Source organism: Patulibacter minatonensis DSM 18081 (assembly GCF_000519325.1).
Lineage (GTDB): Bacteria > Actinomycetota > Thermoleophilia > Solirubrobacterales > Solirubrobacteraceae > Patulibacter > Patulibacter minatonensis.
In genome coordinates this window covers 1,869,785-1,883,747 of record NZ_KI912613.1, presented here as the reverse complement: position 1 = coordinate 1,883,747, position 13,963 = coordinate 1,869,785, and the positions used below count along the sequence as shown (strand labels likewise).

The 13,963-nt window shown below is 75.0% G+C and carries 13 protein-coding genes; 6 read left to right on the top strand and 7 right to left on the bottom strand.

All coding sequences use genetic code 11. From position 1 onward, the window contains the following. Position 1: 1 nt before the first annotated feature. Genes PATMI_RS0108580 through PATMI_RS34165 form a run of 3 tightly spaced genes read right to left on the bottom strand, consistent with a single transcriptional unit; the run spans position 2 to position 2,604 of the window. Positions 2-589, bottom strand: coding sequence for a CGNR zinc finger domain-containing protein (locus PATMI_RS0108580; RefSeq protein WP_051471232.1), 588 nt, complete (start codon positions 587-589; stop codon positions 2-4). Between the two features lie 30 nt (positions 590-619). Beyond that, positions 620-1,291 carry a response regulator transcription factor gene (locus tag PATMI_RS0108575; protein WP_026910596.1) on the bottom strand — a complete coding sequence of 224 codons (672 nt, stop codon included), beginning with the start codon at positions 1,289-1,291 and terminating at the stop codon, positions 620-622. Then, the gene (locus PATMI_RS34165; protein ID WP_051471231.1) at positions 1,288-2,604 is read right to left on the bottom strand and encodes a sensor histidine kinase; all 1,317 of its coding nucleotides are present in this window, start codon (positions 2,602-2,604) and stop codon (positions 1,288-1,290) included. Before PATMI_RS34165 ends, PATMI_RS0108575 begins: the two co-directional genes overlap by 4 nt. Before the next feature lie 179 nt (positions 2,605-2,783). On the opposite strand from PATMI_RS34165, the gene PATMI_RS28520 reads away from it, so the two are divergent. After that, positions 2,784-3,308: a hypothetical protein gene (locus tag PATMI_RS28520; RefSeq protein ID WP_051471230.1), complete on the top strand. Its 525-nt coding sequence runs from the start codon at positions 2,784-2,786 to the stop codon at positions 3,306-3,308. Positions 3,309-3,439: 131 nt separating this feature from the next. On the opposite strand, the gene PATMI_RS0108560 is transcribed toward PATMI_RS28520, so the two are convergent. Next, positions 3,440-3,859 carry a nitroreductase/quinone reductase family protein gene (locus PATMI_RS0108560; protein WP_026910595.1) on the bottom strand — a complete coding sequence of 140 codons (420 nt, stop codon included), beginning with the start codon at positions 3,857-3,859 and terminating at the stop codon, positions 3,440-3,442. Between the two features lie 227 nt (positions 3,860-4,086). On the opposite strand from PATMI_RS0108560, the gene PATMI_RS0108555 reads away from it, so the two are divergent. The 4 genes from PATMI_RS0108555 (at position 4,087) to PATMI_RS0108540 (ending at position 9,837) form a co-directional block, all read left to right on the top strand. Continuing rightward, complete coding sequence (locus PATMI_RS0108555) at positions 4,087-6,837, top strand: phosphoenolpyruvate carboxylase (protein ID WP_026910594.1); 2,751 nt, start codon at positions 4,087-4,089, stop codon at positions 6,835-6,837. Positions 6,838-7,017: 180 nt separating this feature from the next. After that, the gene (locus PATMI_RS37905) at positions 7,018-8,985 is read left to right on the top strand and encodes a PKD domain-containing protein (RefSeq protein ID WP_211241717.1); all 1,968 of its coding nucleotides are present in this window, start codon (positions 7,018-7,020) and stop codon (positions 8,983-8,985) included. A 38-nt stretch (positions 8,986-9,023) separates the two neighbouring features. Next, positions 9,024-9,413 (top strand): nuclear transport factor 2 family protein, encoded by a 390-nt coding sequence (locus PATMI_RS0108545; protein WP_026910592.1) that lies wholly within the window; start codon positions 9,024-9,026, stop codon positions 9,411-9,413. Between the two features lie 130 nt (positions 9,414-9,543). Next, positions 9,544-9,837 carry a putative quinol monooxygenase gene (locus PATMI_RS0108540; RefSeq protein WP_026910591.1) on the top strand — a complete coding sequence of 98 codons (294 nt, stop codon included), beginning with the start codon at positions 9,544-9,546 and terminating at the stop codon, positions 9,835-9,837. A 1-nt stretch (position 9,838) separates the two neighbouring features. Here PATMI_RS0108540 and PATMI_RS34160 read toward each other — a convergent pair whose 3' ends face one another. From PATMI_RS34160 to PATMI_RS28510, 3 genes are all read right to left on the bottom strand, one after another. Further along, positions 9,839-10,966, bottom strand: coding sequence for a L,D-transpeptidase family protein (locus PATMI_RS34160; protein WP_051471229.1), 1,128 nt, complete (start codon positions 10,964-10,966; stop codon positions 9,839-9,841). 110 nt (positions 10,967-11,076) lie between these two features. Continuing rightward, positions 11,077-11,358 (bottom strand): hypothetical protein, encoded by a 282-nt coding sequence (locus PATMI_RS0108530; protein WP_026910590.1) that lies wholly within the window; start codon positions 11,356-11,358, stop codon positions 11,077-11,079. Positions 11,359-11,476: 118 nt separating this feature from the next. After that, positions 11,477-12,595, bottom strand: a complete 1,119-nt coding sequence (locus PATMI_RS28510) for an SAM-dependent methyltransferase (RefSeq protein ID WP_051471228.1) — start codon at positions 12,593-12,595, stop codon at positions 11,477-11,479. An 80-nt stretch (positions 12,596-12,675) separates the two neighbouring features. Between PATMI_RS28510 and PATMI_RS0108520 the strand changes: the two genes are divergently transcribed. After that, positions 12,676-13,851, top strand: a complete 1,176-nt coding sequence (locus PATMI_RS0108520) for an alpha-hydroxy-acid oxidizing protein (RefSeq protein WP_026910589.1) — start codon at positions 12,676-12,678, stop codon at positions 13,849-13,851. The last annotated feature ends 112 nt before the right edge of the window (positions 13,852-13,963 follow it).

Genomic DNA, 13,963 nt, shown 5'->3' with positions numbered 1-13,963 from the left:
GTCAGGTCTCCTGCTCGCCCCGGACCCGGTGGTAGTGGCGGGCCTGCCGGGCGCGGTTGCCGCAGCCGTTGGAGCACCACGACCGACGCGGGTGGGTCTTCACGAACGCGAGGACGCAGCCCGGCGCGCCGCAGACCCGCACCTCGTCCCGGAGCGGCCCGGTGAGGAGGTCCACGGCGTCCGCGGCGATCGCGGCGAGGAGGACGTCGGAGCGCGTCGCCCCGCCGAACGCCGTGCCGCGCACCGGCCGGCGGTCGGGACCGAGCTCGAGCCGGAGCACGCCGGGCGCGGCGGCGCAGGTGGCGTTGACGACCGCCGCGGCCTCCGCGTCGATGGCCGCGCCGTCCGCCACCGACGCGACGAGCGAGCGGACGGCGGTGCGGAGCCCGCGGAGCTCCCCGACCGACGGCTCCGGCCCGTCGGGCAGCTCGGCGAGCTCCTCGCGGGCAGCGATCGCGGCGAGCCATGCGCCGGTCTGCGCCGGGTCGTCGAGCGCGTCGACACCCGCGCCTCCCGCCGCGTAGACCGTGTTGTGCAGCTCGATGGCGAGGCGCTCGTCGCGGAGCGGCCCGCTGTAGGCGATCGTCACCCCTCTCATGGTACGCGGCCGGACGATCCGTTAGGTCGGGCCGCCCGCCAGACCGCGCTCGTAGGCGTAGTGCACGGCCTGGGCACGGTCACGGGCCCCCGTTTTCGCGAAGACGTGGTTGACGTGCGTCTTCACCGTCGCCTCGCTGACGACGAGCTCCGCCGCGATCTCCCGGTTGGTGAGCCCGCGCGCGATCAGGCGCAGCACCTCCCCCTCGCGGGCGGTCAGGTCGTCGGGGAGTGGCGGCGTGCCCGCGCCCGGTGCGGGGTCCGCCCCGCCCGCCGCGCCGAGCACCCGCGCCTGCACCGCGGGGTCGAGCAACGCCTGCCCGGCCGCCGCCGCGTGGACGGCGCGGGCGATCTCGGCGCTGCCGGCGTCCTTCGTCAGGTAGCCCCGGGCGCCGGCGCGCAGTGCGCCGAAGATCGAGTCGTCGTCCGCGTAGGTCGTGAGCACGACGACCTCGACGCCGGGATGCGCCGCGCGGATCGCCCGGGTCCCCTCGACGCCGTCGAGCACGGGCATGCGGAGGTCCATGAGGACGACGTCGGGGGTCGCGGTGGCCGCGAGCTCGACGGCCGCGGCGCCGTCGGCGGCGACCCCGACGACGGTGATCCCGTCGAGCAGGTCGAGGATCGTCGCCAGGCCCTCGCGGACGACGGCCTGGTCGTCGGCGACGACGACCCGGACGTCCGCGGGGCTCACGCCGATGCCCCCGCCGGCACCCTGGCCAGCACGCGCCAGCCGTCGCCGTGCGGCCCCGCCTGCACCGTCCCGCCGATCGCCTCCGCGCGCTCCGTCATCCCGCGCAGACCGTAGCCCCCGCCGGTCGCCGACAGCGCGCCCGCACCCGGAGGCGTCGCGCCCGGCGACGCCCCGGTCGTCCCCGTCGCGGTCGGCGCCGGATGGTCCGTGACCTCCAGCGTCGCGTCCCCCGCGTCGACGACCAGCCGCACCACGAGCGCGTGCCCGGCCGCGTGCTTCGTGGCGTTCGTCGCGGCCTCGCGGGCGATCCGCAGGAGCGCCCAGGCGGCGTCGGGGGCCAGCGCGGCGACGTCGCCCTCGACCTCCAGCGTCGCCGGCGTCCCCGTCCGCAGGCGGTCGGCGACGAGCTCGTCGAGCCCGTCGCGGAGCGGGACCGCGTCGCCGCGCAGCGCGCCGACGGCCTCCCGCGCCTCGCGCAGCCCGTCGCGTGCCAGGCCGTGCGCGCGGGCCACGTGCTGGAGCGGCCGGCCCTCGGGGTCGGCGCGCTCGAGCAGGAGCCTCGCGGCGTCGAGCTGGATCGTCAGGCCGGCCATCGAGTGCGCGAGGACGTCGTGGACGTCGCGGGCGATCCGCGTCCGCTCGGCCAGCGCGGCGGCGCGGACCTGCTCCTCCCGCGAGCGCTGCGTCTGCGCGAGCAGGAGCTCGGTCTCCTCCACGCGGCGCAGGAACTGGCGGCGGTTCAGGCCGCCCAGCCAGGTGGCGACGAAGCCCGCGCCGTACGCCGCCGCACCCTCGGTGGACCCCTCGTAGACGACCGCCGCGAGCGCCGAGACCGCGACGGCGACCGCCACCAGCGGGACCGCCCGGCCCGCCGGCCACCGCGTGCCGGTGGCGAGCATCGCGGCGAACGCCAGGGCGCTCCCGGGGGAGTCGGGCGACGCCCAGCAGAGCACGGCGCCGGCCACCGCGGTCGTCCACAGGGCGACCGGCTCGAGCCACGGGGGACCGTCGGCACGCGTACGCGGCAGCGCGAGGAACGCGGCGACCCCGAGGACGAGCGCGAACAGGACGACCGGCCCGCGGCCGTCGAACCCCGGGGCCGGGTCGGCGCGGGCGACGAAGACCGCGACCACGATCGCCCCGATCCGCTGCACCGACCTGGGGACGAGCTGCTGGTCCGAGGGCCGGGTGTCCGCCGACCGTCCCCACCACGGGCCGCGACGGTCGGCGGCCGCACCCGGACCGTCGAGGGTCGCGTCCGCCTCCTCGCCGGCACGGTGCGGAGCGGGCGGCGGATCGGACGGCGAGGACACGCGCCCACCGTAGAACCCGGGGCGGCCGACCGCCTCCACCCGGGGGTGGAGATCCGGGTGGAGACGCGCTCCGGGGCCCGGCCGGTTCCACCCGCGGTTCAACCCGGAGGCCGATGGCAGATCCGGCGCCCGGACATACCTTGGATCGCACCGAACGACCCCCTCCCTCGGAGCCCACCATGTCCTTCTCCACCATCCTCCTCATCAACGTCGGCGTCCTCGCGATGGTGCTGCTCAGCGACCTCGGTCGCCGCGAGTTCAGCCGCCGCCGGCTGCTCCGCCCGCTGCTGGTCGCGGGCGGCGTCGGGGCGACCACGCTCCACGCGGTGCCGGGTCACGGCGACGGCCTGACGCTCGTCGTCGCCGGCGTCGCCGCGGGCGTCGCGCTCGGTGCCCTGGCCGGCGGCCTGCTCCGCGTCGAGCAGCGTGCCGACGGCACCCCGGGCACGGTCGCGGGCGCCGGCTACGCCGCCCTCTGGATCACGGTCGTCGGGGCACGCATCGCCTTCTCCTACGGCGCCGACCACTGGTTCCACGACGGCCTGGGCACGTGGATGATGGCGCACCAGGTCACCGCCGACGCCCTCACCGACGCGCTCGTCCTGATGGCGCTGGCGATGGTCGTCACCCGCACGCTGTCGATCCTGGCGCGCATCCAGCTCTCGCAGGGCTCCGCGGCCCGCGCGGCGGTGCTGGCCCGCTGAGCCCCCGGGCCGGCGATCGCCGGCCCGCCCGACCGCCCGTCCGCCGCGCGTCTCGCCCGCGGCGGACGTCGTCCGCGGCGGGATCGGGCGGGCGCCGGAGTGCGGCGCCGCCCGTCCCGCCCCCCGTGCCCTCAGTCGCTCGTGCCCGCGAAGTTCCGCTCGAGCAGGACGACCGGGATCTCCCGCGTCGCCTTCGCCTGGTACTCGTCGTACGCGGGCCAGGTCTCCGTCAGGGCCTTCCAGAGGCCCGGCTTCTCCGAGGCGTCGGCGACCCGGGCGTGGGCGACGAACTCGTCGTCCCAGACCTGGACCGTGACCTCGGGCTTCTCGGCGATGTTCAGGAACCACGCGGGCTCCTCGCCGCCGCCGTTGGAGGCGACGATCGCGTAGACGCCCTCGCCGGCCTCGCGGTAGATCAGCGGCGTGGGGCGCTCCTCGCCGCTCTTGCGCCCCGTCGTGGTGAGGATGAGCGTCGTCGTCCCCTCCCAGTCGTGGCCTTCCTTGCCACCGGTCTCGCGGTAGCGCTTGACGTGTTCGGCACCGAAGAGCATGTCCTGACGCTACCCAGGAGGTTGCGCGGGCAAGAGTCGGCGGGCGGATCGCACACCGTCGTGGTCCGGCGCGGGACGACCGGCCGCGACCCGACGGGTCCGTCGCCGCGCGCAGGAGTCGCCGTCCGGTCCCGGACCGCGTCCCGCCGAACGTCGACACCTGTCCGGCGGGTCCGCGCCGTAGGTCCAACCGGGCGGCGGGACCACCGTGCCACGATCGACGCAGCATGCCCGACGCCGTGAGCACCCTGGACCGCGACACCGCACTGCTCGAGCGCCTGCTCGGGAGCGTCCTCGTCGAGCAGGAGGGGCGGGCGTTCCGCGAGCGCGTCTTCTGGCTCCGCGACCGCGCCGCCGCCCTGCGCGCCGACCCCCTGGCGACGGACGGCGAGGAGCTCGTCGACGCGATCCGGCGGCTCTCGTCCTCGCAGCTCGGACCGGTCGTCCGGGCGTGCACGATGCAGCTGCAGCTGTCGAACATCGTCGAGGAGCTCGAGCGGCTGCGCCGCCGGCGCGAGCACGACGCCGACGACCAGGGCCCGCAGCGCGAGTCGCTCGCCGCGGCCGCCGCGACGACCGCAGGCCTGTCGAAGGACACCCGCGCCCGGGCGCTCGCCGACCTCGACGTCGCGCTCGTGATGACCGCGCACCCGACCGAGGCGACGCGCCGGTCGGTCTTCGACCACCAGCAGCGCGTGTGGGGCCTGATGGAGACGCTGGACGACCCGCGCCTGGGGCCGTCGCGCCGGCGGGCGTTCGAGGAGGAGCTCCGCGAGACGCTGACCGTGTGGTGGCAGACCGACGACGTCCGCGCGCGCCGCCCGCGGCCGGACGACGAGGTCCGCCGCACGCTGCTGCACGTCGAGTCGGTGCTCTACGACGCGGTCCCGGATCTGCTGCAGGAGCTGTCGCGCACCCTCGGCGTCGCGTGGCCGCCCGATGGTGGGGGCCACGCCGCGCAGCAGGCCGGGGCGACGACCGCCGTCGTCGGCCCGCCGGACGGCACCGTCGGCGCGCGGCGGGTCGTCACGTCCGGCCGCGCGCCGATCCGGTTCGGCAGCTGGGCCGGCGGCGACATGGACGGCAACCCCAACGTCGGTCCCGACACGATCACCGCGTCGCTGCAGCGCCACCGGCGGACCGCGCTGCGCCTGCTCGGGGAGCGCGTCGACCGGCTCGCCGTCCACTTCTCGCAGGCCGACGACCGCGTCTTCGTCACGCACGAGCTGAAGACGTCGATCGAGAAGGACGAGCGCGAGCTGCCGCGCGTCACGTTCGAGGGCGCGAGCGCGAACGAGCCGTTCCGGAAGAAGCTGACGTTCGTCGCGGCACGGCTGGACCGCGCGGCCCACGGCGGGGAGGGCGGCTACGACGGCGTCGAGGACCTGATCCGCGACCTCGAGCTGCTGCGCGCGTCGTGCAGCTCGACGCTCGTCGCGCACGGCCGGATCGCCCGGCTGCTCGCGCAGGCCCGCACGTTCGGGTTCCTGCTCGCCGCCCTCGACGTGCGCCAGTCCGCGGGCCCGCTGCAGCAGGCCACCGCCACGCTGATCGACGGGTACGGCGACGCCGACGAGATCGGGCGCCAGCGGCTGCTGATCGAGGCGCTCGAGGGACCGCCGGGACTCGGCGGGAGCGGCACGGGCGCGGCCGACGAGGAGGCGCAGGCGACGATCGACGGGATCGCCGCCGTCGGCCGGGCGGTGCAGGAGCACGGCCCGCACGCGATCGGCCGGCTGATCATCGCGATGGCCCGCCAGCCCTCCGACGTCCTGTGCACGCAGTTCCTGCTCCGGCACACCGCCCCGGACGGCCTCGTCGCCGCGGACGGCCACGACACCCCGGCCGTGCCGATCGTGCCGCTGTTCGAGACGGTGCAGGACCTCGCGGGCGCCGAGGACACGATGGGCGACCTCTACGCGACCGCCGCCTACGCGGCCCACGTCCAGGCGTGCGGCGGCGCGCAGGAGATCATGCTCGGGTACTCCGACTCCGCGAAGGACGGCGGCTTCATCGCGTCGCAGTGGGGGCTCTACGGCGCCCAGGAGCGGCTGGTCGCGCAGGCCGACCGTCAGGACATCGCGGTGCGGTTCTTCCACGGTCGCGGCGGCTCCACGTCGCGCGGCGGCGGTCCGCACCACCGCGCGATCCTGTCGCAGCCGCCCGGCTCCGTCCGCGGTCGCATCGCGATCACCGAGCAGGGCGAGGTCCTCTCGCAGCGCTACCCGCACCCCGAGCTCGCGGTGCGGTCGCTCGAGCAGACGGTCTCGGCCGTCGTGCTGGCGACCCTGACTCCACCCGCCGAGCCCGAGCCCGGGTACCGCGAGCACCTCGACGAGCTGACCCGGATCTCCCGCGAGACGTACCGCGCCCTGGTCTTCGAGGACGAGCGCTTCCCGCGCCTGCTGCACCAGGCCGCGCCCCTGGCGGAGCTGTCGGAGATGAACATCGGCTCGCGCCCGGCCAAGCGCGGCGGCACCCCCGGCGTCGACGGCCTGCGCGCGATCCCGTGGGTCTTCGCGTGGATGCAGAACCGGATCCTGCTGCCCGCCTGGTACGGCACGGGGACCGCCTTGGAGCAGGGCGACCGGGAGCTGCAGCGCGAGATGGTGCAGCGGTGGCCGTTCTTCCGCACGATCGTCTCGATGCTCGAGATGTCGCTGTTCAAGAGCGACCTCGGCGTGGCGGAGCGCTACCTCGAGCTCGTCGACGAGGACGTCCGCGAGCTCTGGGCGCCGATCCGCGAGGAGCACGACCGCGTCCAGCGGGTCGTCCTCGAGATCCGCGGCACGGAGAACCTCCTCGACGCGACGCCCGCCCTGCAGCGCCGGCTCGCCCACCGCAACCCGTGGATCGATCCGCTCTCCCACATCCAGGTCGCGCTCCTGCGGCGCTCCCGCGAGGGCGACGAGGACGCGCACGGCCCGCTGCTCTCAACGATCGGCGGCATCGCGGCGGGGATGCGCAACACGGGGTGAGGCAGGAAGGACGCCCGTGCGGCACGGCGCTCCGGCCGGGTCGATACCCGAATGATCCGGTCGTGCGGCAGTCCTGACAGGCGGGGGAGCCAGGATGCCCTCGAGCACCCCACCCGGAGTCGTCCCGTGCAGCAGTCCCCGTCCCGTCCCGTCCGGCGCGCTCGCCGTGCCTCGCTCGCCGTGTTCACCGTCGGCGTCCTCACCCTCGCCGTCCCGGCGGTCTCCGGCGCGGCGTGGCAGCCGATCGCCGACAACGAGGCCAGCGCTCCCGGCGGCGCACTCAGCGTCAGCCCATCGGGGACGTTGTCCTACGCGTACGGCTTCGGCTACGACCTCGGCTCGTACGGCGCGAGGGTCAACCCTCCGGGACTGGACGGTCGGCGGGCTCCCGCGGGGGTCGTCGAGCGCCGGGGCGGCGCGTGGGACGCGACCCGCACGCCGTTCGCTCCTGTGCGCCTGGCGACGACCTCGGTCGTCCACGGCCGCAGCGGCTCCGCCGCGGCGTGGAACCAGGACGAGTCGGGCACCACCCGCGTCAGCACCCGCACCGCCGGCGGGAGGTGGACGGCGTGGGCCCCGGTCGGCCCCGACGCCGACGCCCCGCAGGCCTCCACGCAGCTCCTCATCGATCATCAGGACCGCCTCGTGGCGTTCTGGCGCGAGCGGATCCCGGGCCAGAGCGACGTGCAGCTGCTGACGTCCTCGCGACCGCTGTCCGGGGGCGCGTGGTCGGCGCCGACGTCGCTCGCCACCATCAACACCGGCGGATTCGAGAACGCCGACGGCGTCAACCAGAACGGTGCGCGCGTCTTCCGCCCGCAGCTCAGCGCCGACGGCCACGTCCTCCTGGAGTTCGAGACGCAGGCGGTCTCCACCTTCATCCGCGGCGGCACGAGGATCGTCGGATCGGGGCGCCTGGAGTTCCGGCGGATGGACCCCACCGGTCGATGGGGCCGGATCCAGCCCGTCGCCGGCGACGAGGGGGCGACGCTCCTCCTCGAAGACGACGGAAACGTCGTCGCGTACGGGTGGCGCGCCGACGGCACCAGCGACGGCGCAGGCGGCACGAAGGTCCGGGTCCTGCCGCCGAACACCGAGGAGCTGGGCGACGAGACGTCGCTCGACACCCCGATCAACCGGCAGTACGCCATCGCGTCCCTCGGCGACGGGCACCTCTTGGCACACCGGCCGGGGAGGGTCGTTCCCGGCGACTACCGAACGAACTCCACCATCGAGGTCCGGACGTCGGCCGACGGTCGGTCGTGGACCGCCCCCCGGGCGATCACGCCGCCGGACCGCTCGGTCGTGCAGGTGGTCACCGCCGCCAACCGCGGTCAGGGCGTCGTCACCATCGGGTTCCAGACCATCCCGAGCTGGGACGACCAGACGGGCGTCGACAACCGCGTGCAGGCCATCGACTGGTACCCCTGGGACGACTCGTTCTCCCAGGTCTTCACCGTTCCGGACGCCGCGAAGCTCGACTCGCTGGCGATCGACGACCGCGCCGACTCCGTGTTCGGCGTACGGGACGCGACCGACCGGAAGAGCATCGTCGTCGACGACTTCAGCGGCCCCGACATCACCGGTGTCTCGGCGCCGAAGACGCTGAAGCCCGGTGCAACGGGGACGTTCGTCCTGAAGGCGACGGATCAGTTCTCCGCGCTCGGGACCGTGCGCTGGGACTTCGGCGACGGCACGATCGGCACCGGGGCGACCGTCAAGCACGCGTTCAGGACCACCGGGAAGCGGACGGTGTCGGCCACGGTCACGGACCGGTGGGGGAACGCCACAGCGACGTCCACCACGGTCCGGGTCGCGACCGGCTCCGCCACCGCGAAGGCTGCGGCGCCCGTCGCCCGTGGCCCGGTGCGCGTCTCCGGCATCGCGCTCTCGCGCGGCCGGCTCGCGTTGCGGAGCACCGGGAAGGCCGATCTCCTCGTGACCATCCAGCACCGCGGCGGGTCGGCCCGCAGGCCGCTCCTCACCCCCGGACCCGTCGTGCGCGTCCGGACGCAGGGGGCCGGCCGGGTCGTCGCCCGCGTGCCCTCCCTGCGCGGTGGTCAGCGGTTCCGCGTCCGGGTGCGCGCCGACGCCGGCAGCCCCCGCGAGGTGCAGCGCCTCGGGGTGAACATCCGCGTCCGACGCTGAGCACCGGGTCCGGCGGCTAGATTGCCGTCAGGCCTCACATGACCTCCTTCCGCGCAGCCGTCGAAGCCCACGACCCGGACGCGTTCCCGGCGCTGCTCGCGCCCGGCGTCACGTTCCGGAGTCCCGTCGTGTTCCAGCCCTACGAGGGCCGCGAGCTCGTCGCCGCCATCCTGCGCGGGGCGTTCCGGGTGTTCGAGGACTTCCGCTACGAGCAGGAGCTCCACGGCGCGGACGGCCGGGAGGTCGCCCTCGTCTTCCGCGCCCGGATCGGCGAGCGCGAGATCCACGGCTGCGACTTCCTGCACCTCGACGACGACGGCCTGATCGACGAGTTCACCGTGATGGTCCGCCCGCAGAAGGCGGCGCAGGCGGTGTCGGTCGCGATGAACGAGCAGTTCGAGCTGATCAAGCAGGAGCTCGGCGGGTAGCCCGGCCCGGGGCGTCCCGGTGCGCGCACGACGCGGTGGCGACGGGACGTCGGCATCGCCCCCTGCGACGGGCGGTCGGTCCCGACGTGCGAGAGTCGCGCCGAGCACCACCGACCCCGAGAGAGGCCCCATGTCGATCACCGCGATCCTCGAAGTCCAGTTCCGTCCCGACGTCGTCGAGGAGGGGATCGAGGCCCTCGGCCGCGTCCTCGTCGACACCCGCGCCTTCGCGGGCAACGAGTCCGTCGTCGTGATCCAGGACCGCACCGACCCGACGCGCGTCGCCGCGGTCGAGGTCTGGGAGTCCCTCGAGGCCGACGCCGCCTACCGCGAGTGGCGGGCCGGCGACGGGCAGCCGAAGGAGCTCGCGCCGCTCCTGGCCGGGGCCCCGCGGCTCACGGTCGGGGAGCACCTGTCGATCTGAGTCAGCTCTCGACGGTCACGAGGTCGCCGATGTCGAGCATCCCGAAGACCTTCTCGGCCGTCGGGATCGGCAGCTCGACGCACCCGGCGGACTGCCGGCTGCCGTAGGTCGCGCGGGCGAACCCGTGGACGGCGTCGCCGCCGTTGAAGTAGTTCACCCACGGCACGCCCGGGTCGTCGTAGTGCGAGCCGTCCGGGTTCGTGCCGCGCATGTCCGACGCGGCGACGTGCTCGAAGATCGGGAACGTCCCGGGCGCGGTCTCCGCCCCGGGCGCGCCCGTGTTGGCGGGGGTGCGCAGGACGACGTGCCCGGCGCGGTGGACCGTCAGCGACTCGCTGCCGGTCTCGTGGACCGTCACCCAGGTGTAGGGCGTCGCGGTCTGCCCCTGGCTCTCGGCGAGCAGCAGCGCGCGCCACAGCGCCTGCGAGCTCTGCCCGTCCGGCGTCAGGCCGCGGCGGTGCTGGAACGCCATGATGGCGCCGCGCAGGACAGGGTCCGCGGTGGTGTCGCCGAGCCGCGGCGCCGACGACCACCGGCGGGCGAGGCGACCGGTCGGCCGGAAGAGCTGCAGCGCGGCCTCGTGGCGGGTGACCTTCCCGGGGTGCAGGCGCGTGACGCCCCCGCCGACGACGCGGACCGGCAGGTAGTGGAGGTGCGCGAGCGCGTGCTCGACGCCGCGGATCGTCGGGCAGGCGATCGCGAGGTGCGCGGTCGAGGTCCGGCCGAGCGGGGTCTGCCCGGCCCCGGTGGTGGACGCCGGGACGCGGAGGACGTACCGCGAGCACGGCGTCAGCGTGCCCTTCGGCGTGAAGACCTCGGTCGTCCCGTGCGTCGACCAGGTGCCGGCGACCCTCGGGCTCAGCGTCGGCCGCGGCGACCCCGGGACGGGCGCGGCGGACAGCTGGACCGTGACGTCGGTGGCGCCCGACCGGTGCTCGCGCGCGGGCCAGCGGGTGATGCGGGTCCTGCCGCCGGGCGTGCCGGGGCTCCCGGTCGTCGTCGTGGTCGCGGCCACGTCGGTCGCGCCGGCGCCCGGGCCGGCCGGTGATCGGTCCGCGCCGCAGCCCGAGACGGCGAGCGCACCGGCGGCGGCGAGCGGGACGATCAGGCGGACCGGCGGGATGGACACGCGTGCAGGCTAGGCCCTCCGCGGGTCGATTCCTTCGGCGGAACGGCCGAATCCACAGAACCTGGCGGACCCGCGCTCGTCCCACCCCGGGGACGCCACGGAAGCCGGGCTCAGCGGCGCCTGCCCGGCCCGTCGTCGGGGGGACCGAACGCGTCGCCCGACATCCACCGCTCGTCGAGGTCGGCCGCCGCGGACTCCGCCTCGGACTCCGCGGCCGTGCGCCGGCGCTCGTCCTCGATCTCCTGCCGGAGGTTCTCGCGGTCCTGCTCCAGCCGACCGGTCGCGAGGCCGTAGGTGTTGTACGGGCCGGACTTGGTCATCCACTGCACGGCCCGGACGGTCGCGAACACGGACACCGCGACGATCACCACGACGAGGACGATCGCGACCATCAGCCGACCCTAGTCGATCGGTCCCGCGGCGTCGCGGGGTGGAGCGCGCCGCGGGCGATCCGGGGCGCCCGGGGCCGCACCGTCACGCGCCGGGCGGCCCGCCGCGACCGGGGCCCGGTCACGCCCCGGCGGTCGCGGCGTCCTTCGCCCGCGCGGCGTCGTCCTCCGCCGACCACCCGTCCTGCGACACGCGGGGCGCCAGCAGGTAGTGGGAGACGATCCACTCGTTGCCGCGCTGATGGCCCCAGACCTCGTCGGTCGAGAGCAGGAACAGGCGCCAGGTGCCGAACAGGCGGCGCGCGCCGCGGCGGCCGTGGTCGGGCTCCAGCAGCGCCAGCGCCTCGTCGCGGTTGGCGTCCAGGCGCTTCAGCCACTCCTGCAGCGTCCGGGCGTAGTGGGTGCCCGACACGGCCCAGCGGTCCTGCAGCGCCATGTCGTCCTGGAAGCGCTCGAGCAGGTCGTGCGACGGCATCGTGCCCTCGGTGAAGAAGCGCTCCGACGCCCACGTGTCGGTGAAGCGGTACGCCAGGCGGCGGTGCGAGAACACGTGCACGAACAGCCGGCCCTCGGGGCGCAGCCATCCGGAGATCCGCCGCAGGAGCTCCTTCCAGTTGCGCAGGTGCTCGAACATCTCGACGGAGATCACGCGGTCGAACGCGTTCTCCGGCAGCTCGAGCACGTTGACGTCGGTCGTCTGCACGTGCACGCGGTCGGCGACCCCGAGCTCACGGGCCTTCGCCTCGATGTACTCGCGCTGCGCGTGCGAGTTCGACACCGACGTGACGGTGACGTTCGGGAACCGCTGCGCGACGTACAGCGACACCGAGCCCCAGCCGCAGCCGAGGTCGAGGACGTCCATGCCGTCCTCGATGCCGGCGCGCGTCACGGTCAGGTCGAGCATCGCCTCCTCGGCCTGGTCGAGCGTCTGCACCCCGTCGGCCCACAGGCAGCCGGAGTACTTGCGGCGCGACCCGAGGAACAGCCCGAGGAACGCGGCGGGCAGCTCGTAGTGCTGCTCGTTGGCCTTCTCGGGCAGCTCGGCGACGTTGCCCGTCGACATGCGCTCGACGATCTCCGCGAGCCGGCGGTCCTGCGCGGCGACGCCGTCCCGCTCCTCCCGGCGCAGGCGCTTGGCGGTGCCGAACCGCGTGCCGATCCGGAGCACCGGGTCGGGCAGGAGGCCCTTCTCGAGCAGCAGGTCGAGGGCCGCGTACCGGCGGCGGGTGGTGCGGGTCATCGGGCGGTGGCCTCCATGGAGGAGGGAACGCTAGCGGGGCCGTCCCGGATGCTCCCGCCCGCGCGCACTACGCTGGCGCCATGTCGACCCCCGGCCTGCCGCTCAGCGTCTACCAGTTCGAGATCTACGGGAAGGGGCTCGGGGGCGAGAAGCCGGTCGTGCCGACGTCGTTCGACGGGATGCAGGCGCGGGCGGAGGCCGAGCTCTCCGACGCCGCCTACGGGTACGTCGCCGGCGGTGCGGGCGAGGAGCGGACGATGGCCGCCAACCGGGCCGCGTTCGACCGCGTGCGGCTCGTCCCGCGGATGCTCGGCGAGGTCGGGACGCGCGACCTCTCGACGACCGTCCTCGGCACGACGCTCAACGCCCCGGTCCTCCTCGGCCCGGTCGGGGTGCTGTCGATCGTCCACCCCGACGGCGAGCTCGCGGTCGCCCGCGCCGCGAACGCGACCGGCGTGACCCACGTGCTCAGCAACGCGGCGTCGACCACGATCGAGGACGTCGCAGGCGCCACGCCCGACGCCCCGCGGTGGTTCCAGCTCTACCCGCCGAACGACCCCGAGGTCCGCCGCAGCCTCGTCGCCCGGGCGGAGGCGGCCGGCAACGAGGCGATCGTCGTCACGCTGGACACGCTGACGATGCCCTGGCGGCCCCGGGACCTGCAGAACGCGTACCTGCCGTTCCTGCTCGGCGAGGGGATCGCGAACTACACCTCGGATCCGGCGTTCCGGGCGAAGCTCGAGAAGACGCCCGAGGAGGACCCGCAGGCCGCGATCGGCATGTGGGCGATGACGTTCCCGAACCCCGGGATGAGCTGGGACGACCTCGCCGCCCTGCGGTCCGAGACGTCGCTGCCGCTGCTCGTGAAGGGCATCCTCCACCCCGACGACGCCCGCCGCGCGGTCGAGCTCGGGATCGACGGGATCGTCGTCTCCAACCACGGCGGCCGCCAGGTCGACGGCTCCGTCGCCGCGCTCGACCAGCTGCCGGCGGTCGTCGCCGCGGTCCCGGAGACCGTGCCGGTGCTCGTCGACTCCGGCGTCCGCACGGGCTCTGACGTCCTGAAGGCGCTGGCCCTCGGTGCGAGGGCGGTCCTCGTCGCCCGGCCGTGGGTCTGGGGCCTGGCGCTCGAGGGCCAGGCGGGCGTCGAGCAGGTCGTCCGCTCGCTGCTCGCCGACCTCGACCTGTCGCTGGCGATGTGCGGCCTGTCGAATGTCGCGGAGGTCGGGCCCGACGCGGTCGTGCCGCGGCCCTGACCGCCCGCACCCGTCCCTCTGCGAATTCGCGCAACACCGGGCCGGTACGGATCCGTACGTCGGGGTACCCACCAGTGTGGTCCCGTCCCATCCCCGACCCCTGGAGCATTGC